Annotated in this window: 21 protein-coding genes and 1 tRNA gene; 8 read left to right on the forward strand and 14 right to left on the reverse strand. The window is 68.7% G+C overall.

The window, feature by feature from the left end; genetic code table 11:
- Positions 1–337: 337 nt before the first annotated feature.
- From ACYVKL_RS12255 to ACYVKL_RS12270, 4 genes are all read right to left on the reverse strand, one after another.
- Positions 338–1,057 carry an alpha/beta fold hydrolase gene (locus ACYVKL_RS12255; RefSeq protein WP_379162297.1) on the reverse strand — a complete coding sequence of 240 codons (720 nt, stop codon included), beginning with the start codon at positions 1,055–1,057 and terminating at the stop codon, positions 338–340.
- A gap of 133 nt (positions 1,058–1,190) precedes the next feature.
- Positions 1,191–2,066: an alpha/beta fold hydrolase gene (locus ACYVKL_RS12260; protein WP_379162300.1), complete on the reverse strand. Its 876-nt coding sequence runs from the start codon at positions 2,064–2,066 to the stop codon at positions 1,191–1,193.
- A 224-nt stretch (positions 2,067–2,290) separates the two neighbouring features.
- Entirely contained in the window at positions 2,291–3,061 is a 771-nt protein-coding gene (locus ACYVKL_RS12265) for an SDR family NAD(P)-dependent oxidoreductase (RefSeq protein ID WP_379162303.1), read from the reverse strand.
- Complete coding sequence (locus ACYVKL_RS12270) at positions 3,058–3,828, reverse strand: DUF998 domain-containing protein (RefSeq protein WP_379162306.1); 771 nt, start codon at positions 3,826–3,828, stop codon at positions 3,058–3,060. Before ACYVKL_RS12270 ends, ACYVKL_RS12265 begins: the two co-directional genes overlap by 4 nt.
- On the opposite strand from ACYVKL_RS12270, the gene ACYVKL_RS12275 reads away from it, so the two are divergent.
- Together ACYVKL_RS12275 and ACYVKL_RS12280 are read left to right on the forward strand one after the other, a co-directional pair.
- Positions 3,821–4,420, forward strand: a complete 600-nt coding sequence (locus tag ACYVKL_RS12275; protein WP_379162309.1) for a TetR/AcrR family transcriptional regulator — start codon at positions 3,821–3,823, stop codon at positions 4,418–4,420. The genes ACYVKL_RS12270 and ACYVKL_RS12275 overlap by 8 nt on opposite strands.
- A gap of 541 nt (positions 4,421–4,961) precedes the next feature.
- Positions 4,962–5,327, forward strand: a complete 366-nt coding sequence (locus ACYVKL_RS12280) for a hypothetical protein (RefSeq protein WP_379162312.1) — start codon at positions 4,962–4,964, stop codon at positions 5,325–5,327.
- 227 nt (positions 5,328–5,554) lie between these two features.
- Here ACYVKL_RS12280 and ACYVKL_RS12285 read toward each other — a convergent pair.
- Positions 5,555–5,627 (reverse strand) — tRNA-Ala (locus tag ACYVKL_RS12285).
- 121 nt (positions 5,628–5,748) lie between these two features.
- On the opposite strand from ACYVKL_RS12285, the gene ACYVKL_RS12290 reads away from it, so the two are divergent.
- The gene (locus ACYVKL_RS12290) at positions 5,749–7,332 is read left to right on the forward strand and encodes a hypothetical protein (protein WP_379162315.1); all 1,584 of its coding nucleotides are present in this window, start codon (positions 5,749–5,751) and stop codon (positions 7,330–7,332) included.
- 3 nt (positions 7,333–7,335) lie between these two features.
- Here the strand turns inward: ACYVKL_RS12290 and ACYVKL_RS12295 are convergent, their stop codons facing one another.
- Positions 7,336–8,658: a putative glycoside hydrolase gene (locus ACYVKL_RS12295; RefSeq protein ID WP_379162318.1), complete on the reverse strand. Its 1,323-nt coding sequence runs from the start codon at positions 8,656–8,658 to the stop codon at positions 7,336–7,338.
- A gap of 123 nt (positions 8,659–8,781) precedes the next feature.
- Between ACYVKL_RS12295 and ACYVKL_RS12300 the strand changes: the two genes are divergently transcribed.
- Entirely contained in the window at positions 8,782–9,780 is a 999-nt protein-coding gene (locus ACYVKL_RS12300) for a polysaccharide deacetylase family protein (RefSeq protein WP_379162321.1), read from the forward strand.
- Between the two features lie 5 nt (positions 9,781–9,785).
- Here ACYVKL_RS12300 and ACYVKL_RS12305 read toward each other — a convergent pair whose 3' ends face one another.
- Positions 9,786–10,721, reverse strand: coding sequence for a QcrA and Rieske domain-containing protein (locus ACYVKL_RS12305; RefSeq protein ID WP_379162324.1), 936 nt, complete (start codon positions 10,719–10,721; stop codon positions 9,786–9,788).
- Between the two features lie 197 nt (positions 10,722–10,918).
- Here ACYVKL_RS12305 and ACYVKL_RS12310 point away from each other — a divergent pair, with 197 nt between their 5' ends.
- Positions 10,919–12,364 (forward strand): FtsW/RodA/SpoVE family cell cycle protein, encoded by a 1,446-nt coding sequence (locus ACYVKL_RS12310; protein WP_379162327.1) that lies wholly within the window; start codon positions 10,919–10,921, stop codon positions 12,362–12,364.
- A 49-nt stretch (positions 12,365–12,413) separates the two neighbouring features.
- Here ACYVKL_RS12310 and ACYVKL_RS12315 read toward each other — a convergent pair whose 3' ends face one another.
- Positions 12,414–13,127: a phosphatase PAP2 family protein gene (locus ACYVKL_RS12315; RefSeq protein ID WP_379162330.1), complete on the reverse strand. Its 714-nt coding sequence runs from the start codon at positions 13,125–13,127 to the stop codon at positions 12,414–12,416.
- A gap of 87 nt (positions 13,128–13,214) precedes the next feature.
- Here ACYVKL_RS12315 and ACYVKL_RS12320 point away from each other — a divergent pair, with 87 nt between their 5' ends.
- The gene (locus tag ACYVKL_RS12320; protein ID WP_379165699.1) at positions 13,215–13,937 is read left to right on the forward strand and encodes a response regulator transcription factor; all 723 of its coding nucleotides are present in this window, start codon (positions 13,215–13,217) and stop codon (positions 13,935–13,937) included.
- Here the strand turns inward: ACYVKL_RS12320 and ACYVKL_RS12325 are convergent.
- Positions 13,851–15,260 (reverse strand): sensor histidine kinase, encoded by a 1,410-nt coding sequence (locus ACYVKL_RS12325; RefSeq protein WP_379162333.1) that lies wholly within the window; start codon positions 15,258–15,260, stop codon positions 13,851–13,853. The two genes, ACYVKL_RS12320 and ACYVKL_RS12325, sit on opposite strands and share 87 nt — an antisense overlap.
- Before the next feature lie 55 nt (positions 15,261–15,315).
- Positions 15,316–15,942 (reverse strand): TetR/AcrR family transcriptional regulator, encoded by a 627-nt coding sequence (locus tag ACYVKL_RS12330; RefSeq protein WP_379162337.1) that lies wholly within the window; start codon positions 15,940–15,942, stop codon positions 15,316–15,318.
- Positions 15,943–16,064: 122 nt separating this feature from the next.
- On the opposite strand from ACYVKL_RS12330, the gene ACYVKL_RS12335 reads away from it, so the two are divergent.
- Positions 16,065–16,880, forward strand: coding sequence for a class I SAM-dependent methyltransferase (locus ACYVKL_RS12335; protein ID WP_379162340.1), 816 nt, complete (start codon positions 16,065–16,067; stop codon positions 16,878–16,880).
- Between the two features lie 21 nt (positions 16,881–16,901).
- On the opposite strand, the gene ACYVKL_RS12340 is transcribed toward ACYVKL_RS12335, so the two are convergent.
- Positions 16,902–18,014 carry a cytochrome P450 gene (locus tag ACYVKL_RS12340; protein ID WP_379162343.1) on the reverse strand — a complete coding sequence of 371 codons (1,113 nt, stop codon included), beginning with the start codon at positions 18,012–18,014 and terminating at the stop codon, positions 16,902–16,904.
- Positions 18,015–18,186: 172 nt separating this feature from the next.
- On the opposite strand from ACYVKL_RS12340, the gene ACYVKL_RS12345 reads away from it, so the two are divergent.
- Positions 18,187–18,999: an SAM-dependent methyltransferase gene (locus ACYVKL_RS12345; protein ID WP_213560005.1), complete on the forward strand. Its 813-nt coding sequence runs from the start codon at positions 18,187–18,189 to the stop codon at positions 18,997–18,999.
- Between the two features lie 23 nt (positions 19,000–19,022).
- Here the strand turns inward: ACYVKL_RS12345 and ACYVKL_RS12350 are convergent, their stop codons facing one another.
- The 3 genes from ACYVKL_RS12350 to ACYVKL_RS12360 form a co-directional block, all read right to left on the reverse strand.
- Positions 19,023–19,463 (reverse strand): hypothetical protein, encoded by a 441-nt coding sequence (locus tag ACYVKL_RS12350; protein ID WP_379162346.1) that lies wholly within the window; start codon positions 19,461–19,463, stop codon positions 19,023–19,025.
- Entirely contained in the window at positions 19,460–20,278 is an 819-nt protein-coding gene (locus tag ACYVKL_RS12355; protein ID WP_379162349.1) for a hypothetical protein, read from the reverse strand. Before ACYVKL_RS12355 ends, ACYVKL_RS12350 begins: the two co-directional genes overlap by 4 nt.
- A gap of 375 nt (positions 20,279–20,653) precedes the next feature.
- Positions 20,654–21,124: a polyprenyl synthetase family protein gene (locus ACYVKL_RS12360; protein ID WP_379162352.1), complete on the reverse strand. Its 471-nt coding sequence runs from the start codon at positions 21,122–21,124 to the stop codon at positions 20,654–20,656.
- Positions 21,125–21,251: the final 127 nt, after the last annotated feature.

The raw sequence follows: 21,251 nt of genomic DNA on the forward strand, positions 1-21,251 counted from the left end.
GTCTCGGGGTTCAGCGGTTCGCAAGCCACGAAGTGTGATTGCCAGATAGTTCTGCGCGCGGGGACCGGGATCGCCTTCACTGAGGTCGGCGGCGTACGTGGCACCACGCACCAGGTGGCGGACATCGTCGGCATCGATCTCCGCCGACAGCAGGCCCCGGCCGCGCACCCGCCGCCAGGTTGGCATTTCACGAACGGAGCCGTCCAGGCTCAGATCGACGCACTACACCGGCGCCTCCTCGCACTGTGCACCGTGGCGGCGGCACAGGGTGCGCAGCTGCTGCACAGGAGCGACACGCCCGCGAACTGACCGTGCCGCTCCCCTGTCGGTGAGCCGGTCAGCGCCCCCGCGTGGCGTTGACGATGAATTCGGCGGCGCGTACGGGCCGGCTGATGAATGCGGTGTGTGAGCCGTCGATCTCGTCGATGGTCGAGCCCATGCGATCGGCCATGAACCGCTGAGCTTCCGGGTTGATGGCGTTGTCGTGCCGGGCGACCTGGTACCAAGACGGGATCCGCTTCCACCCGGCCTCGGTGGCCTTCTCGGCCAACGCGGCCGCCGCGAGCGGTCGCTGAGCGGCACCCATCACCTGAGCCAGGTCGACCGGGACATCGGCGCAGAACGTCTCGCGGAACCGCTTCCCGTCGATGTACAGGTCGGGCCCGCCGGCCGCACCCGGCGCGTCGTAGGCCGTCGGCCGAGCCGTATCGGCCAGTAGCGACGGCGCGAACGGCTGCTGGACATCCATACAGCTCTCACCGACGTCGAGACTGAACGCCGCCAGGTACACCAGCCCCGTCACATTGCTGAGCCCGGCCGCCGCCTGACCGATCACCGCGCCCCCATAGGAATGACCCACGAGCACCACCGGACCGTCGACCGCCGCCGCGACCGACCGCACCACCCCGGCATCATTTCCCAACCCTCGCAGGGGATTCGGTGGCGCGATCACCGAATACCCGGACGCGGACAGTTCCCGAATGACCCCGGTGAATCCGGAAGCATCGGCGAAAGCTCCATGGACGAGCACCACCGTCGGAGCCGTCTGATCGGACATAGTGTTCTCCTTGAATCGTTGTGCAGCTTCAACAAACGCGATCGATTCCCGGCTGAGCCGGAGTTCGGGAGTCTTGTCTCTATGGCACTGCGCGACAGCCGAAGCAGTGCATTCGAGGTCCCGAATGCGGTGATCAGCGGGTGGCTACCGCTGCCTGTTCGATCAGGGCGGTAACGGCGTCGGGGCTGGTCTGCATGATCAGGTGCGGTCCTTCCACCTCGACGGTGTGGGCGCCTGCACGGGTTGCCATGAATCGCTCCAGGTCCGGCGCGATCGCATGATCCTGTTCGGCGACCATGTACCAGGACGGCAGGGCCTTCCAGGCCGGGGCGCCGGAGGTCCCCGTCACCGCGGCCAGGCTGAGGGGACGCTGTTCGACCGCGAGGGCATGTTGCTGGTCTGGCGCTACGGTGTTGTCCAGGAACACATTCGGATATTGGCCGGGGTCGATGGTGAGCTCTGTTCCGGTGCTGCCACCGGTGTCGGGGTAGGACGAGGGCGTGGCCGGGACCGAGGGGATCTCTTTGCCCTGTGCGCTGGAGTTCAGGCTCGCCAGCGAGTCGCCCTGGTCGGGTGCGAATGCGGCGATGTACACCAGCGCCTTGACCTGGGTGTTGCCCGCGACGGCGTTGGTGATGACCGCGCCTCCGTAAGAATGGCCCACGAGGATGATCGGTCCTGTGGTCTGGCGCAGCACACCGGAGATGTATGCGGCGTCGGAATCCAACCCCCGCAAGGGATTCGGCGGCGCCTTGACCGGGAACCCGGCCTTCTGCAGTTCGGTGACGACGGGCGTCCAACCAGCCGCGTCCGCCCACGCGCCGTGCACCAGCACGATCGTCGGCTTGTCACCCTTCCAGTCCGCGACCCCCGGCACCACGGCAGAGGTAGAGGTAGAGGACGCCTGCGTGGAGTCGTGGTCGCCGGTCTGCGAACAAGCGGTCAAGGCCCCGGCCGCGACGGCCACGGTGGCGGCGACGACGACGGCCCGGCGAGCGAAAGTCTTCATGACGGTGAACTCCCAACAGTGTGGATCATGAGGGCGGGTTCGATGTAGTGGATTTCGAGCATGCGTGAGCGCTCCCTGTCCACTCGGAAATTGCAGGAAGTAGGCTCTTTTTGCCCTGTGGTAGAATGAAATCGGCGGATCTGCGATCTGGCGTGTGGGTTATCGGCAAGTCACGACGGCAGCCCGGCCGGGATCTCGCCGGTAGTCACCGGCGAGATACGTGGTCAGCGGATGGCCAGGTGTCCGCCGTCGACGGGCAGGATCGCACCGTGGATATGGGCTGCCTCGGCGCTGGCGAGGAAAACCACCGCAGCGGCGACCTCGGCGGCGGTGCCGGGGCGGCGGTCGGGTGTCGACGCGGCCAAGCTCCGCAATGTGTCGTGGTAGGAGGCGTTTTCGTCGGTCATGGTCGGACCGGGGGCCACGGCGTTGACGCGGATGCCCTGCGGCGCAAGCTCGGCCGCCCACGATGTGGTGAGCGAATGCAACGCCGCCTTGGTCGCCCCGTACAGCGCGGATACGGCATTGCCGGCCAGACCTCTGATGGAGCCGGTGTTGACGATCGCGCCGCCACCGGCCGCGACCATCGCTGGAGTGATCGCAGCGGTCAACAGTGCCGGGGCCTTCACATTCACCGTCAGGGCCAGATCCGCGAGCGCCTCGTCGACGTCGAGCAGAGACTGGGCGGGGATGAGCAGAGCGGCATTGTTCACCAGCAGATCGACCGGGCCGTCCAGGGCCGCCGCCGCTGCATCGGCGAGTTCGGCTGCGGTACTGCCTGATTCGGCCAGATCGGCGCGCACGAAATGCGCCGCGCCCCCGGCCGTGCGGATCGTCTCGACGACGGCCTCGCCCGCATCCTTGCTACGGCCCGACACCACGACGGCCGCACCCTCCCGAGCCAGCGCGGTAGCGATTGCGCGTCCGATACCCGAGGTCGATCCGGTGACCAATGCGCGGCGACCGATCAAGCGCTGTGTTGCGATGCTGTTCATGCGGGGAACCTTTCAGCGGTTGGCGCTGGGGAGCAGTCCGGAGCCCGGCGGGCCCCGGCAACGAGAAGAACTGTGCCGAGCAGGATTTCGAACACCAAGATCGTGTAGACCGAACCGCGTTCGGGGATCCCGCCCGCCGCGTGATACAAAGGCCGGTCGGCCTGCAGCAGCACGAACGAAGCCAGCCCGAGCGCTCCGAGGGCAATGCTGGTTCGGCGCAGCCACGTCGGCATGCCAGGCCGTCTTCCGGCGAGGATCGCGGCGACATTGCCCGCCACGATGGCCACGGCCGCGCCGATACCGTGCACTACGAGAACGCCGTTGTGCAGGTTGGCGGCCGACTCGTGGAAGAACCCGACCAGGATCACGCCGATACCGTGAGCGATCACGAGTCCCAACAGCAGGCGGTCACTCCGCTCCCGGGCGGCGAGCAGCAGCGCGCCCGCGGCGATGAACAGCACCCCCTGGGCGACGAACGCGAAATTCATGACCGAGTGCAGCGGCGAATTGATACTGCGGCCGTCGAAGACATCCCCGGCGACCGGATTGCCCAGGTCGCTGATGAAATTCACGGCATAGCTATAGGTAGGCCGGTGCCAGGCGCGAGCCGAAACGTACTCCAGCGCCAGGTATTGCAGCCCGGCCAGCAACAGCAGTGCGCCCGCGAAACGTCCCCGGCCCGAGAGGTTGTGGACTTTCACGTCCGCCAGGCTGGCACCAACTTTTTGGACTTTCAAGTCCAAAAATGTAGGGTGTGGTATGCCCACTCGCAAAGGGGAGGCGACCAAGGCTCGTATCGTCGAGGCCGCCGCCGATCTACTCATATCCGGCAACGACGTCAACCTCGATGATGTCATCGGCCTGACCGGTACCAGCAAAGGCCAGATTTTCCACTACTTCCCACACGGGAAGGACGAACTGCGCCGCGCCGCCGCCGAACGCCATCTGAGCCGCGTAGCGGAAGCCGACGCCCCGGCCGAGCCGCTCACCTCCTGGCCGGCGTGGGAACGCTGGATCGACCGGATCGTGGAGCTGCACTCCCAGCAGACAATCCACGACGCCTGTGAAATCGCGGCCCTCGCGGGACGAGCACTGGACAACGACACCTTCACCCGCAATCTGGTCGCGCGCATGTACGAGCGGTGGATCGACAATCTGTGCGAGCAGCTCTCGGCCATGCAGAGCGCCGGGCTTGTGCGCTCGGACGCCCCGGTGCCTGCACTGGCGTCCGCGTTCGTCGCCGCCCTACAGGGTGGCGCGATCATGGACAGGGCGACCGGTTCCCACCAGCACCTCACGAACGCACTCCACCAGGCTCTCGCCCTGTTGCACGCATACGAGGGATCGTTCGACACCTAGGCAGTGTTTTGAAAGTGGTGGGTGGTGGGCGCCACGCATCGGCGCTCCATCATGGTCGGCTTCCGACCGGGAAGCGTTGGGAACACGACGGATTCGACCCGCGCCAAAACTACCCCAAACTTTCACGGTGACTGTCGGTGATCGACCGTGAAGAGGATTTCAACGAGGCCGCCTGGCGACTGGCCATCGCGACTCCCGGTTCTTGGGCGTGAACATCGAAGAACCCCGAACCCACAACAGCGAGTTCGGATTCGAGTGCTCGACGACCCCACAGCCACCATGGCTTCGTCGCTCTGAAATCCATTTCCTCGCCCCATGTCTCGGCACCTACAATTCCTGGATTCTTCCAGCAGGAATCAACGAGAGCAGGTGATGGAAACGTCCACACGGGCACGACGGCCAGCAGCCTCGGTTCGGCACCACGGCAAGAAGGGGCAAGACCGCCTGGGTATCCGGAACCAGCAGTGGAGGCTACCTCGCAGGCCCCCGCCGGATACCGAATCCCGACGGGTCAGCAGCCTGTCTCCACAGCATTGCGACGGTGTTCTTCCCGCCCTTGGCCTGGCAGCTTGTGCACCAGAAGGGTGCCGAGACCCTCGATCGAGCTGGCTGGGCGGATGTCACCGGCTGGTGCGTTCTCCCCGCGGCCGAACATCACTATCTCGATGACCCTGTGCCGGCACTCCCCGCCGTCGTCTATCCGCGTCACCAGGCTGGCGGCGACGTGCACCGCTTCGACCTGTTCGAGGAGGAGAAGTGCCCGATGATCGAATGCCTCGACGTTCTGGACCCGCACAGCATCGAGAGCACCTGGCGCCGCAAGCACGTCGACCGCATATCGGTGCCGACGGAGACGTTCATGGGGCACGCCGCTTCCATCGCACGAAATCAGGTCGCCGGCAACTGATCTAGAAGGGATTATTCGTCGGCGGGCACCATGCGCGCGAACCGGTATCGACCAGAAACACGATCATGGCCGCCCGCCAGAACTGGACGGATCCCGCGCACATCTTCGCCCCATGCCGCGGCAGGGCCCGATTCGTTTTCAATCGAAACCGTGGGGTAAACGCGGGGTTGGTGAAATAAAAACAGGTCAGGCCCGGTATTAGACCGGGCCTGACCTGTATCAATGGGTGGAGCTAAGGGGACTCGAACCCCTGACCCCCACACTGCCAGTGTGGTGCGCTACCAGCTGCGCCATAGCCCCGGATGGGTTGTTGCCGGGATTCCCCGGCGACTGGACGAAGGTACACCATGGGGGTTGGGGGTGCGCAAATCGCCTGGTAATGGTGGGTCTTTCGGGGAAGGGGCTGGGTTAGATTGCTCGGATGACAGGGCGCTCGGTGTGGAAATCGGTGGCGGCGATGGTGGCTGTCGGCGTGGTGGTGGCGGTGCACGATGGTGGGGCGGTCGCCAATGCGGACGTGGAGGCGGGGACTCGGCCGTTGGGGTGCGTGCCCGCTATGAGTACGTTGCAGGTGATTCCGCCGTTGCCGGGACTTTTCCTGCCGTTGCCGAGCATTCGGGGAGTGGCGGAATTCGATGATCTGTCGGCCGCGCCGGCGAGGGTGAGTTTCCCGCCGAATGTCGAACTGCGGGACGGGACACAGGGATTCAACAGTTTCGCGGAGGTCGTGCTGCGGGACGGGTCGTTGTACACGCGGCCGCGGGGGTCGGAGGGCGCGTGGCGGAAGGTGCCTACGCCGGGGTGTCTGGACGGGCAGGTGGCGGCGGTTTCGGTGGACGGGAACATGCTCGTCGCGGCGGACCACAACGGGTGGATCTACTCGATGGACAATCTGCTGTCGGGACCGATGCTGTGGAATTGGACGTTCTCCTACGGTGGGCCGATCTGGTTATGGCCGGGTGAGCAGGTGCCGGGGACCGGGGACGGTCCGGTCGCGTCGAGCCGGTGGGCCATCAGTCATCGGATGTCGAAGAGCTTCGAGGACGCGAAGGGCTACAACCATCCGACGCAGGCGGGCCTGGTCGAGTTGGTCGCCCTGTCGCAGGACGGGTCGCGCATCACCTATCAAGACCCTTGGCTGCCAGCCGATTTGAGCTACGAGATCGGTGGACCGCTGGGCGGACGGTTCGTCTCCGAGTCGCTGTCGGTGTCGGGTTCGGTGACGTTCGTGATGAATCGGTACGGCGACATGTTCACCCGCAAGTACGACCTGGACATGGCCGGGTCCAATCACATTCCGGGGCGCTACACCTGGCTGGATCAGGGGGCGCTGCCGTCGGCGCCGGACCAGCTGACCGAACGGTTCAACCCGGCCTATGCCGCGATCTCGCTACCCGCCGAGGACTGGCAGCCCCAGCCCAAGATTCCGGGCGAGATCACCTCGCGCATCTCGATTCACGTCACCGGCGACGCGGCGGAGAATCGCGAACTGCGGGTCGAGGGCACGCAGGGCGGCCGGACCGGCTACTGGCACAAGGATCTTCGCGGCCCGGCCTGGGAATTCACCGCCGACGATCAGCCGCTCACGGGCAGCCCCGTCCAGAATCCCGCGAGCGACATGTCCGCGCGAACGCTGGTGGACCCGACCGGCATCACCTTCCGGGGCGGCCTGCCGGCCGGCTGGACCCTGCGCTTCGACGACTTCGATTGGGCGCAAACCAAACACCCGGCCACCCTGACCTCACCGACCGGCCGCGACTACGGTGTGCAGCTCTACACCACCGACGGATTGCGCCTGCTGCCGCGCGCGGCCGGACTGGACGACAATCCCCGCGAACTCGAGGGCGCTCTCGATGTGCGCGAAGCGAATCCGGCCGACGATCCGGAGCTGGCGGGATTCGTGAACACCCAGCTGAGCGGCCGGCCGGTCTACGAGGTGACCGTGCAGGCCACCCGATCCCAGCTCGCCGTCGCCGCGCTCGCCACCACCCTCACCCGCGACTGAGAATCAGTTGGGGACCATCGCGCCGGGGTGATAGCTGACAGCGGGATTCCACAGGAAGAACCCGTTGTACCCCGCCGCGTAGGTGGCGTCGATCTGAGCCTTCACCTGGGCGTCACCGTAGGCGACGCCCAGACTGAAGTCCTGCAGCCACGGGATCACCTGGGCGGTGGTGCCCGCCGTGCGGGCCCGGAAGTCCTGCAGGGACCGGAACACGATGTCGTAGGGCTGCGAATTCGGGCTGGCGACATCGTATTCACCGGCGTGCCAGTGCGAGGGGTACAGCATCGGGGCCAGGAAATCCGAGTAGCGCGCCATCGCCGGAATATCCTGCGCGATCTCGTCGGGCCGGGTGGCGGCGATACCGAAGACGGCGGCGCTCACCGACGCCCCCGCGTCGTGGATCGGGTCGCGGCAGTCGCGCAGGAAGTTCGCGATGGACTCCGACGGCGATTCGGTGAGTCCCGGGAACTGCATGCCGCCGAGCGCGCCGTCGGGGCGGCGGATGTAGTCGTACATGACGCCGTCGAAGCCGAGCCGGGCCGCCTCGACCGCGAGATCACGGTTGTAGGAGCGGATTTCGGGGCTGGCGAAGTTGGTGAAGGCGATCGCGCCGTACCCGCTGGAGTAGGGCTGACCGCCGCCGTTCTGGATCACCCAGTCGGGGTGCCCGTTGTGCCAGGCCCAGGCGGCCAGCGTCGGGTCACGGAAGGCGACGATGCGGCCGACGACCTTCAACCCCATGTCGTGCAGCTGCTTCAGCGCGGCCGGAGCGTCGTAAATCGAGGTGGCGGCGCCGGATTCACGGGCCAGCGGCACCTGTGAGTCGTAGCCGATCATGCCGTCCTCGTCCTTGATATCGAGTTGGACGGTGTCGATGCGGCCCTCGCGGGCCAGGTCCAGCACGGCGTCGCGCATCGGGTCGTAGGCCCACGCGTAGGCGGTGACATGCACGGCGCGGATGCGCGGCAATGCCACCTCGACCTTCAGCGGGCTGGTGACGACATCACCGGAGGCGCCGGTGGCGACGACGGTGGTGTCGATCGGGGCATGGCCGAGCCGGATCTCGAACGAGCCGTCCGCGGCCGGGCGCACCGACAGCTCGCCGACGGCGACCTGCTTCGCGCCGATCGCCTTGCCGCGCACCAGCACCGGATCCCGATAGGAGGTGGCGGCGGGGGTCGGCGCCAGTTCCAGGGTGGGCGGCTGCACGGCGGCCGAGGGGCGGCTGCGCCCGAAGACGAACACCACCGCGGTTAGCAGCAGGAACACCACCGCGCCGATCGCGAGCAGGGCGGCCCGCCGACGGCGGATCGACCGGAGTCGCATGAGCAACCTAGACACCAACTTCCACAGACGGCTGTTGGCATCACTATCGCGCCTGCGCGCGAGCGACGTCCGATTTTCGTCGAGATCACCTCAAAACCGTTGTCGCCGCGTAGCGTTGCGGCGATGAAGGGCACGGCCATGCTGCGAATGGTCACGGCGGCGCTGCTGTGCGCGACCGCCACCGCGTGCGGGGGATCCACCACGCCGAGCCCGGCCGCGGTCACCGTGTTACCCCCGGCGTCGCGGCCACCGGATCCGGCCGCGGTCGCCGCCAACGAGCTCGGACAGATCCCGATCCTCATGTATCACCGCGTCGAGGCCGCACCGGCCGGCGAATACGACCAGACCCCGGCGAAATTCACCGCCGAACTGGAACGGCTCTACACCGAGGGCTACCGCCCGATCACCATGGCCGAGTATCTGGCGGGCGCCATCGATCTGCCGGCGGGCACCCATCCGGTGGTCCTCACCTTCGACGACTCCACCGGCGCCCAGCTGACCCTCACGCCGAGCGGCGACCCGGCCCCCGACTGCGCGGTCGGCCTGCTGGAGCAATTCCATTCCCGCCACCAGGATTTCGCGGCCACCGCCACCTTCTACATCAACAACGAACCCTTCGGCGAGGACCCGCGCGCCGTGCCCTGGCTGGTCCGCCACGGCTACGACATCGGCGCGCACACCGCCACCCACGCCAACCTGGGGCAGCTCCCGCCCACCGACGTGCAACGCGAACTGGTGCAGAACCTGCGCGCGATCACCGCCGCCGCGCCCGGCACCACCATTCACTCCATGGCCCTGCCGCTCGGCGTCTATCCCGCCGACCACGGCCTCGCCTCGGCGGGCAGCTGGGACGGCACACCCTACCGATTCGGCGGCATCCTGCTGGTGGGCGCGAATCCCGCCGTCTCCCCCATCACGGCGGCGCTCGACCCCACCGCCATCCCCCGAATCCGCTCCGGCCGCAACCCGGTTGCCTTCGATTCCACGTACTGGCTCGACTGGTTCGACGCCAATCCCGGCGCCCGCTACACCTCCGACGGCGACCCCAAGCACGTCTCGTTCCCCCGCGCGGTCGCCGACCAGTTGTCCCCGCACTGGGCCTCGACCGCCCAGTCCTACTGACCGAGTCAGCAGCCCAGGCACCCCGGCGGAATGATCTCGCACCACCAGGGTTTCGGCGGCGGGATCGGCGCGTTCGGATCGCCCGCACCCGACACCACCCAGTCGCCCTGCACGCTCACCTCCCGCCCGTCCAGCGATCGGGTGGCGGGACCGGCCGCGACCGACCCGTCGAGGTTGAACTTGCTGCCGTGACAGGGACAGTTGATGGTCCCGCCGGAGATGTCGTTGACGGCGCAGCCCAAATGCGTGCAGACCACCGACAATCCGACGAAGTTGCCCGCATTCGGCTGCGTCACAACGGTATTGCCGACGATCACGCCGCCGCCCACCGGAACGTCCGAGGTCCGGGCGATGGCGTTGTCGGGGGCGCCCGGCTCGGTCACCGTCGCCGGTGCGGGCACGGCGGGCGGCGCTTCCTCGGCCGCCGGGGCCACCGCCGGCGCCGGCGCGGGCCCGGCGATCAGCTGCCCGTCGCGCACCGACACCTGCCGGGCGGCGAGCCCGCGCGTGGCCGGGCCGCGCACCAGCGACCCGTCCAACGCGAATTGACTGCCGTGACAAGGGCAGTTGATCATGCCGCCGGAAATCGCGTTCACCGCGCAGCCCTGATGCGGGCAGACGCTCGAAAAGGCCAGGAAATTACCGGCATTCGGCTGAGTGACCACGGTGTCCCCGAGAATCACGCCACCACCGACCGGCACGTCGGCGGTCCCGGCGAGCACAGTGCCGTTCACCGGTGCGGGACCGGGCTCGGCCGCGGGCGGTTCGGCGGCGGGCGGCGGCGCGGCGGTGGTCGTGGTGGCGGGCGGGGTCGTGGTGGTCGTCGCGGGCGCACCGGAGCCGGTCACGGGTGCCGCGGCGCGCTGGTTCGTGCACGCCGCCACCATCACCACTCCCGCCGCGACGACGACCTCTCGCCGCCCGACCTGATCGATGCTCATCGTGACCTCGAATCGTCGGCACGCTGGTATCGCTGACACGAACCGGCCCGCCGTTCGGTTCGATGCGGGGCCCGAATCCGCCCCAGATCGGGGTCCACCGGATCCGTCCCAGCCGATCCCCCAGCGTGCCCCCAGTGATCACCGCTGCCCCGCTGCTTTGGCTCCTGATCCCTCGACCGCGCGCGATACTGTTCGGTGTGAGCGCGATTCGGCACAGCCCTGCCCCGGCGAGGTCGAGCGGACGAGTTCCGCGCAACGCCGAGTTGCTGCTGTGCGTCGCGGCCCTGGCGCTGACCGCCTTCGCCTATCTGGCCATGACCTCGGCCACCGGCAACGGCTTCGACGGCCAGAGTATCCGCGCCCTGGTCGTTTTCAGCGTCTTCGTGGCGGTCACCCATCTGGCGGTGCGGCGCTGGGCGCCCGCCGCCGACCCGGTGCTGCTGCCCTGCGTGGTGCTGCTCAACGGTATCGGCCTGGTCCTCATCGACCGGCTCGACCGCGCCGAGGCGGCGCAGGCCGCGCACGCGGGCACACCGGCGCCATCCTCGGACTCCGCGCATCAGCTGATCTGGACCGGCCTGGGGATGCTGCTGTTCGTGCTGGTGCTGGCCCTGGTGCCCGATCACACCAAGCCCGCCCGCTACGGCTACACCTGCGGGCTGGCCGGGGTGGTCGCCCTGCTCGTCCCCGCGCTGCTGCCCTCCCGCTTCAGCGAGGTCAACGGCGGTAAGAGCTGGATCCTGATCAGCGGGTTCTCGATTCAGCCCGGTGAATTCGCCAAGGTGCTGCTGATCATCTTCATCGCGGCGTTCCTGGTCGCCAACCGGGACCTGTTCGCCAGCGAGGGAAAACGCTTCCTGGGCATGACCTTCCCGCGCCTGCGCGACCTGGCCCCGCTGCTGCTGGTCACCTTCGTCGCGGTGCTGGTGCTCGTGTACGAGAAGAACCTGGGCTTCTCACTGCTGGTGTTCGGCACCGTGCTGGCCATGATGTACATCGCCACCGGGCGGGCGTCGTGGCTGCTGATCGGGCTGGCCATGTTCTCGGTGGGCGCGATCATCGCCTACCAGTTGTTCGCGCACGTGCGGGTGCGCGTGGAGGTGTGGCAGGACCCGCTCGCCACGTATTACACGACGGGATACCAGATTTCGCAGGGCCTGTTCGGCATGGGCACCGGCGGCCTGATCGGGACCGGCATGGGCAACGGGCGGCCGCAGGACGTGCCGTTCGCCAAGACCGACTTCATCATCTCCACCATCGGTGAGGAACTCGGGCTGGTCGGACTGGCCGGAGTGCTCGTACTGTTCCTCATCCTGTGCATCCGCGGCTTCAGCGCCGCGCTCACCATCCGCGACGCGTTCGGCAAACTGCTCGGCGGCGGGCTGGCCTTCTCCATCGGCTGGCAGTTGTTCGTGGTCGTCGGCGGTGTCACCAAACTGATTCCGCTGACCGGTCTGACCACGCCGTTCATGTCCTACGGCGGTTCGTCGCTGCTCGCCAACTACATCATCCTCGGGCTGCTCATCCGAATCTCCGGCGACGCCCGCTCGGCCCCGCCACCGCCCGCCCGGCCCGCACCGCCGCCCCTGGCCGAGGACCTCACCGCGCACGTCTCGCGGCGACTGCTGCCGCGCCGCTCCTGATCGGGAATCACGCTGCGCCACAGCGGGCATCGGAGCAAGCTGGTCCCCGCTAGCTTCGGAGACGGGCGGGCAGGCGGTCGGTCACCAGGTGGGTGAAGGGGCGCAGGGTCAGGCAGATCGTGAGCCAGCAGGCGCCGATGAGCCAGCCGGCCAGGATGTCCGTCGGCCAGTGCACGCCCAGGTAGAGGCGGGAGATGCCGACGGCCAGGACGAACAGGATCGCGAGGGCCACCACGATGGCGCGGGTGAGGCCGCGCAGCGTGGGCAGGGCGACCGCGACCAGGATGCCGATCACCACCGTCGAGCCCAGGGCGTGACCCGAGGGGTAGGAGTGGTTGGTCTCGGTGACCAGGTGGTCGACGACCGGTGGACGGTCGCGGCCGATCAGCAGTTTGCCGAAGAACACCAGCAGGCCCGCGCCGATCGCGGTCACCGCGACCAGCACCGCGTCGTCCCAGTGCTTGCGCCAGGCCAGCACCGCACACGCCAGCGTCGAGTACACCGCGACGGTGGTGGTGTCCCCGGCCGCGCTGACCGCCTTCGCCACCGTCGTCCAGGTGCCGGTGCGGTGGTCGATGAACCACTGCAGCCAGCCCGCGTCCGGGCCGGCCGGGCCGTCGGCCCACACCACCGCGCAGGTGAGCACGAGGATGACCGCGGCCAGCGCCGACGCGATCCACACGCCGGTCAACGTGCGATCGGGGAACCCCGTGGGCGGTGTCGTCGTGGCTTCTTCCTTCTGCGCGGGTGGTGAGGACAGCATGCCACCGAGGTTGCCACGGCATCGCTGAGAGAACGTTGAGAGCGGGTCGGGCCGACGCGGGCGCGGCGGTCGGGCATGCTGGTGGCCGTGCGGGTGCTGGTGATCGAGGACGAGGAGCGGCTGGCGCGGACGGTGCGCCGCGGGCTCGAGCTCGAGGGTTTCGTGGTCCAGCTGGCCCACACCGGGACCGCGGGGCTCGCGGCCGCGATCGAGGACGGCTTCGACGTGATCGTGCTCGACATCATGCTGCCCGGACTGAGCGGCTACGAGGTGCTGCGCCGGCTGCGCGCGCAGGACGTGACCACCCCGGTCCTCATGCTCACCGCCAAGGACGGCGACTACGAACAGGCCGACGCGCTCGACCTCGGCGCGGACGACTACCTGACCAAGCCCTTCTCCTTCGTGGTGCTCATCGCCCGGCTGCGGGCCCTGCTGCGCCGCCGCGCACCGCAACAGCCGGCCCTGCTGTCGGCCGGTGACCTGGTGCTGGATCCGGCCCGGCGCACCGTGCTGCGCGGGGACACCGCGCTCACCCTGACGCCCCGAGAATTCGGGCTGCTGGAATTCCTGTTGCGGCACCAGGGTCTGGCGCTGACCAAGCACGAGATCCTGCGCAATGTGTGGGACGCCCACTACGACGGTCCGGAGAACGTCGTCGAGGTGTACATCGGCTACCTGCGCAAGAAGATCGATACGCCGTTCGGCTGCACGAGTATCGAGACGCTACGGGGCGTCGGCTATCGGATGGTCGATCCCGGCCGGTCCGGCGACGGGCAGATCCACGACGAATCGGGCTCCGCCCCACGGTGATTCACCGATCGTGACCGAACCACCGTGGGCGGCCACGATTTCCGCGACGATGGCCAGGCCGAGCCCGGATCCGCCGGTGGCGCGGGCCCGGTCGGCCTCCAGCCGCACGAACCGGCCGAACACCCGCTCGCGGTCGGCCGCGGCGATGCCGGGACCGTCGTCGTCGACGATCACGCGGCCGAATTCGCCGTCGCGCAGGACCGTCACCGCCACGGTGGAGCGGGCGTGCGCGGCGGCGTTCTCGGCGATATTGCGCAGCACCCGAGCCAGTTTCGGCTGATCGCCCCGAATCCGCACCGGCTCGATCGCCGCCCGCACGGTGTGGTCGCCGCGCGACCGCAAGGCCTGCACCTGCGCCCCGGCCAGATCGTCGAGATCCACGTCGTCGCCGCGCACCTCGAGGCCGCTCTCGTCGGCGGCGGCCAAGGTCAGCAGGTCCTCGATCAGCAGCCGCATGCGTTCGGCTTCCGGAAGCAGGGTGCCGCCGATCAATTCGGCGTCCAGGGCCTCGGGCCGGTCCCGCGCCAATTCCAGGGCGGCGGTCACCACCGCCAGCGGGCTGCGCAGTTCGTGCGAGGCGTCGCCGACGAATCGGCGCTGCGCCGCGTGCCCGGCCTCGACGCGGGCCAGCATGTCGTTCATGGTCTCGGCCAGTCGCGCGATCTCGTCGCGGGCCGGGGGCACGGGCACCCGCTCCGAGAGCCCGGCCGCGCCGATCACCGCCACCCGGCTGCGAATCTCCTCGACCGACCGCAGCGAACGCCCCACCAGCAGGTAGGTGGCCAGTGCGGCCGCGACGACCACGATCGGCCCGCCCACCGCCGTCAGCGCCGCGACCCGTTTCACCGTGTGCTCGGCGGATTCGCTGTCCCCGGCGACCAAGACGACGTACCGGCCATCCGGTGCCGATACCGTGCGCGCGGACACCCGCAGATCCTCGTCGTAGGACGGCACGGGCCGGCGTGCGGTCTCCCGCTCCCCCACGGTTCCCGGATCCAGCAGCGGTGTGGCCAGTTTCGGGTTCGACTCCCGCGCGATCCGCCCCTGCGCGTCGATGACCTGCACCACGCCGACCTGTCCGGTCACCTCGAACAGCGAATCCGGCAACTCCGCGACCGCGGTCCGGGTCAATTCACCGGCGATCGCATCCACGCGGGTCGAGGCGGCCGTGTCGATCTCCCGCAGCAGCGACCGGTTCAGCAGACCCAGCATGGCCCCGGCTGCGAGCAGCAGCACCGCGCCCACGGTCAGGGCGGCCACCACGGCCGAGCGAATCCGCAGTCCCCAAAGCGAGGGCCGCAGCCATTCCCGGATCCGATGCACGCCCCCATCATGGGGCACCCGCGCCACCGGACCCCGTCAGGCCCGCGAACGCCGCCTACCCGCGTTGCGCGGTGGCCGGTTCCGGCGTCCCGTCGTCCAGCAGCCCGCGGTTCACCAGGCCGAGCACCTGGGCGACCGCGAAATCGATATCGGCCGGGGTGGCCGGCAGGGATCCGTCGAGCAGCAGGGAGGCCAGGCCGTGGACCGCGGACCAGGCGGCGATCTCGGCCCCGGGCCGCACCCGCGGGTCCAGCAGGCCGGCCGCCTGCGCCTCGTCGAGGACCTGGCCGAGGATGCGATGCGGGTCGTCGGCGGGCGCGGCATCCGGGTCGGGTTCGGTGGCCGGGAGCGCGCCGAAGGCGGTGCGGAACAGGCCGGGACGGCTCAGCGCGAAACCGATGTAGGCGGTGCCGGTGGCCTGCAGGCGCGCGCGGGGGTCGGTGGCGCGGGCGATGCGGCCGCGCATCTCGGCGGCGAGTTCGGCGCGGGCGCGGCGGGCGACCTCGGTGAGCAGGGCGTCACGGTCGGCGAAGTGGCGATAGGCGGCCGAATGCGAGACCCCGGCGGTGCGGGCGACCTCACGCAGGACCACCTGGTCGGGCCCGCCGTCGTTCGCCAGCGCCAGGCCCGCATCGATGAGGGCCGCGCGCAGCGCGCCGTGATGGTAGGTGGTCCGGGCCATGCCGTCAGGATCCCACAATTCGGCAGAAATGTTGACGACGGTCACATACCGTCGCATACTCGTAGATGTGACCAGTGGTTACTTTCCGTTCCACCACCAGCCTTCTCATGAAAAGTGCTGATATGAACGATATTTCGATCGACACACCGTATTCGTCCGGCATCTCCCGCATCGCCATCGAGAAGGCCCTGTCAGCGGCGGGCATCGACCTCGACACGCTGCGGATCGCCGATCTGGCTTTGGTGGAGGACTTTCACACCATGGGCCGGATCGCCACCGGCGGTCTCACCGAGCTGGCCGGACTCACCGTGGAGACCCGGGTGCTCGACGCCGGGAGCGGGATCGGCGGCACCGCGCGCTTCGTCGCCGACAGCTATGGCTGTCAGGTCACCGCCGTCGACCTGACCGAGGACTACTGCGAGACGGCGCGTTGGCTCAATCAGTCAGTGGGACTGGATGATCGAATCTCGGTGCGCCAGGCCGACGTCACCGATCTGCCCTTCGCCGACGGCGGCTTCGACGTGGTCTTCAGCCAGCACGTGCAGATGAACATCGCCGACAAGGACCGCCTCTACCGCGAAGCGCATCGGGTACTGGATTCCGGTGGCCTGCTTGCCATCTGGGACATCACCGGGACGGACGGGAATCATCCCGACTTTCCGCTGCCGTGGGCGGACCGCCCGGACCAGAGCCATCTGGTGACCTCGGACGAGTTGCGCGGCGCGATCGAGCGGGCGGGGTTCACCGTCGAACGCTGGGACGATCTCACCGATCAGGCCGCCACGATCATGCGGATGGTACTGGAGAATCCGCCGAATCCCGTTGGCCTGCAATCTTTTGTGGCGAACTTCCCGGAGAAGATCGAGAACCTGACCCGGGCGCTGACCGACGGCCGGTTGCGCGCCATCCGCGGCCTCGCCCGGGCGCGCAAGCCCTGAGCGAGTCCGCGGAAGCTGCGCTCAGCGCAGGGTGACCGTGGTCGGCAAGGTGGCGAAGCCGCGGTTGTTCGAAGCGTGGATGCGCTTGCCGCCCGCGACGTCCACCTCGAAATCGGCGACGCGAGAAGCGATTTCCTGCAGGGCGGTGCGCAACTCGAGCAGCGCCAGGTTGGAGCCCAGGCAGTGGTGGCGGCCGCTGCCGAAGACCAGCGAGGCCGAGGTGTCGCGGTCCAGGTCGAAGGTGTCGGGGTCGGCGAAGACCTCCGGGTCGCGGTTGGCCGATCCGGTGAGCAGCAGGATGCGGGCGTCGGCGGGGATGCTGACGCCGTGCAGCTCGAGCGCCTCGGTGGTGGTGCGCAGCTGGGTCTGGGTGGCCGGATCCCAGCGCATGGCCTCGGCGATCCAGTCGTCGATGCGCCCGTCGAGGGCCTGGCGGCGCTGCGCGGGGTGCAGGGCGGCGGCGTGCCAGGCATTGCCGAAGGTCAGCATGCTGGTCTCGATGCCCGCGCCGACCAGCAGGATCAGCACGCCCACGATCTCCTCGGGGGTGAGCCGGTCGTCACCGTCGGCGGCGTCGAGCAGGCCCGAGAGCAGGTCTTCCTGCCGGGACTTGCTGCGCTCGATGGTCAGCTCGGTGTAGTACCCGACCAGCGCGCCGATCGCCTGCATGGCCTCGGGCCGCAGGTCGGTGGACTCCTCCTCGGTGTACATGATCTCCATACCGAGCTTGCGCAGCATCTCCCGATCGCCCTCGGGGACGCCGACCAGCTCGGAGATCACCTCGGTCGGGAACGGTCCGGCGAACTCCGCCATCAGGTCGAAACTGCCGCGCTCGAGCAGCGGCTCCAGCATGCCGACCGCGATCTCGCGCAGCCGCGGACCCAGCGCCTGCACCCGATGCGCGGTGAACGCGCGCGTGACCAGACCGCGCAGCCGGGTGTGCTTGGGCGGGTCCATGGCGACGAAGGAGAAGAAGCGTTCGGCCTGCGGACCCCAGAAGGCGGGTTCCATGCGCAGCCCGTTCACGCTGGAGAAACGGTCGGAATCGCGGAGGGCGGCGAGCACGTCGGCGTGGCGTGAGAAAGCCCAGAAGTCGTCGGTGTCGTTCCGGTAGACCGGGGCCTCACTGCGCAACCTGGCATAGTAAGGGTACGGATCGGAATGGACATCGAAATCGAACGGGCTGTAGCGCAACGGCATGACGAACCTTCCGGCGATGTCGCGGGCGCGGGCGCGGGGCCGCCGCTACCGGTCCGCAACTGGAGCTGACATAGTCAGACAGTAGCCGAAAAGGATTGGGAGCGTTGTGAACTCGGATTCAGCGGCAGAGCGCGTCGACACCACCAAACCACATCCGGCCCGCCGGTACGACTACTGGCTGGGTGGTAAGGACAATTTCGCCGCGGATCGCGAGTCCGCCGACGCGGTGGCCGAGGCGTTCCCGACGGTCCAACTGGCCGCGGTGGAGAACCGGAACTTCCTGCGCCGCGCCGTCGCGTACCTGACCGGCGAGGCCGGGATCCGCCAGTTCCTCGACATCGGCACCGGGCTGCCCACCGCGGGCAATGTGCACGAGATCGCCCAGGGCATCGCCCCCGAATCGCGCATCGTCTATGTCGACAACGACCCGATCGTGCTGGTGCACGCCCGTCATCTGCTCGACAGCGCCCCTGAGGGCGCGACCGCCTACCTAGACGCCGACCTACGCGATCCGCGGCACATCCTCGACCATCCCGACCTGCTCTCGACCATCGACCTGAGCAAGCCGGTCGCGCTCATGGTGGTCGCGGTCGCGCACTTCATGACCGATGACCAGCAGCCCTACGAACTGATCCGCACCCTCACCGACGCGCTGGCGCCCGGCAGCTACCTGGTCATGTCGCACGCCACCAACGACTATCTCGACGAGCACGATCTGGCGCGGTCCGCCGAGGCCAACACCCGCAGCGGCGTGCCGTTCCAACTACGGTCGGGCGCCGAGTTCGCCAAGTTCTTCGACGGCTTCACCCTGGTCCCGCCGGGCATCACCGCGGTCACCCTGTGGCGGCCCGAGGAGTACCGCCCGCATCCGCGGCCCGAAGCGGTGTCCATGCTCGGCGCGGTGGCCCGCATTCCCTGACCGGTCCGCACCGAGCCGCGCGATCAGAGCCTGCCGATGTCCTTGAGCACGCGCCGGGCCTGCGCGAAGAGCATGCCCACATTGACCGACTTGCGGCACACCACCACCACGACCACGTCCTCCCGGCTCTCGGTGCGCACGAACAGGTGGGTGAGGTTCTCGCTGTTGACCAGGATCTCCTGGAAGTAGTGGCGTTCCAGGCGGATGCCGCGCCGCTCCTTCCAGATGTTCTCGATCATGACCACATTGCGGCCCTGGAACAGTTCCAGGGTGGCCGCGGCCAGCAGATCGAGCACCTCGGTGGGATGGTTGTCGACGGTCTCGACGGCCAGCAGCATGCCTGTCGACATGTCGATGGCGCCCGCGGCGATGCATTCGGGCACGTCCGATCGCAGCATCTTCACCAGCGTCGAGACCCGATCCGTCATGCTGCCGGCGCCGCCGGACCCGCTCGGAGTATTCATTGCGTCCTCTCTGATCTTCTTGGGGTGAGGCTTCGCTGGCCGCGCGGCAGGGGTTGCGGCGGACAGGGCGGGAGGGTGTCGTTGATGCCGCTGGCCCCGCGCCGGCGGCGCGGCAGCCGCGAGCGGCCCGGGCCGTGGGCGGGCGCGGTGTCCACCGGCAGCGGGTCGGGTTCCACCGGCGCGATGGCGAGCAGGTCGTCGTCGAGCATGCGCACCACCTCGACGGTGACCGCATACAGGCTGCGGGACAACAGCTTCGCGATATCGCGGCAGCTGCGCCGGCCGTTGGCCCAGAGCAGGATCTCCCGGCGCTGTCCGCTGCCGGGACCGCTGAGCAGCACCCGGCCGCGTTCGGTGAGCAGCAGCGGATTGCGGTGCGGCGAGACGCGGCCGTGGGCGAGCGCGGCCAGCCGTCGTTCGGTCTCGAGCAGCAGCCAACCGGGTTCGAGGCCCGGCTCCGAGGCCGCGGACTCGGCCTCGTCGGCCTGCCAGAAGCAAGCGCCGATCCAGCCGGACGCGATGGCGAAACAGCCGTCGATCGCGGCCGCCATGGCCACCAGCCGCCGATCGGCCGCCCCCGTGGAGGTGCGCCCGGGGCGGGCGAGCAATTCGCGCACCCCGGGCGCGCCGGGCGAATCCACGGTGACCACCAGCCCGTGGACGACATGGAGGTCCCCGCCCGGCTCCCCGGTCACCCGCAGCACCCCGGTCCGCGTGGTGGCCGCGGCCTGCGCCAATTCCCGGACCAGGTCGCGCGCGGGTCCGCGGTCCAGCGCCGGCGGTCCCCCGGGTCCGGCGACAGCTCCGGTAGTCATGCGCGAACTCCTGGGAAATAGGCACGACGGCACGGCGTGAATTCGCGAACGGTGGCAGCCGATGGCGAAACACGCACGCCTGGTTGATATTTCGACGGCGACCCGCATCGAACCCGCTCACCGCGTGTGGGATATCGTGACAGCCCAGCAGTTTTGGAGCAATGGATTCCGGCGAATCAATTACCTAAGTCCCTTCGCGCTACCGAATTCACTGGGCGCGGAAACCAGCATCACCAGCGCAAGTGATCCGCTACACCGGCCGCAGCTCGGTTAACCCTTCTTGACGTCGGGATCACGGAAAGATATTGCCGCACAATATGAACCGCCCGGTCGAATTGATTTGTCCGAATTTGCATCGGTCCGCGAATTCGACCCTCACCGATCCCGCGGCACCACGCATTCGGCCAGCGCCAGCAGATCCGCGGCGGGCCGCCCCGCCAGCATGTCCGCGGCGGCACGCTGATGACGCCGGGATTCCGCTTGCGCCCAGTCCTTTCCGCCCGCCCGCGCGATGAGATCGGCGGCGCGGACGGCCGCTTCCCGATCCAGCGCGGCCGCGGAGGCGTAGAGCGCGGCGAACTCCCGGCCCGCGGGCGTCGGCGACTCGAGCGCGACCACCACCGGCAGCGAATGCTTGCGCCGCATCAGATCATGACCGATCGGCCGGCTCGGATTGCCGGGCTCACCCCAGATGCCGCGCAGGTCCTCGCACAACTGGCAGGCGAGACCGAGTTCGCGGCCGAAGCGGTCCATCGCCGCCACCGCCTCCGACGGCGCGCCCGCGCACAGCGCACCGATGGCGCACGCGCAACCCAGCAGCGCGGCCCTCCCCCGTGGTGACGGCACCGTTGGCGTCACACCAGCCCAGGTGATACTCGGCCATCAGGCGCAGTTCACTGGGCAGGGTGTCGAACGCCGCCCGCAGCAGCGGCCGGGTCAGCCGCTGGGCGCGGCGCAGCAGATAGTGGGCGCG

Source organism: Nocardia tengchongensis (genome assembly GCF_054781395.1).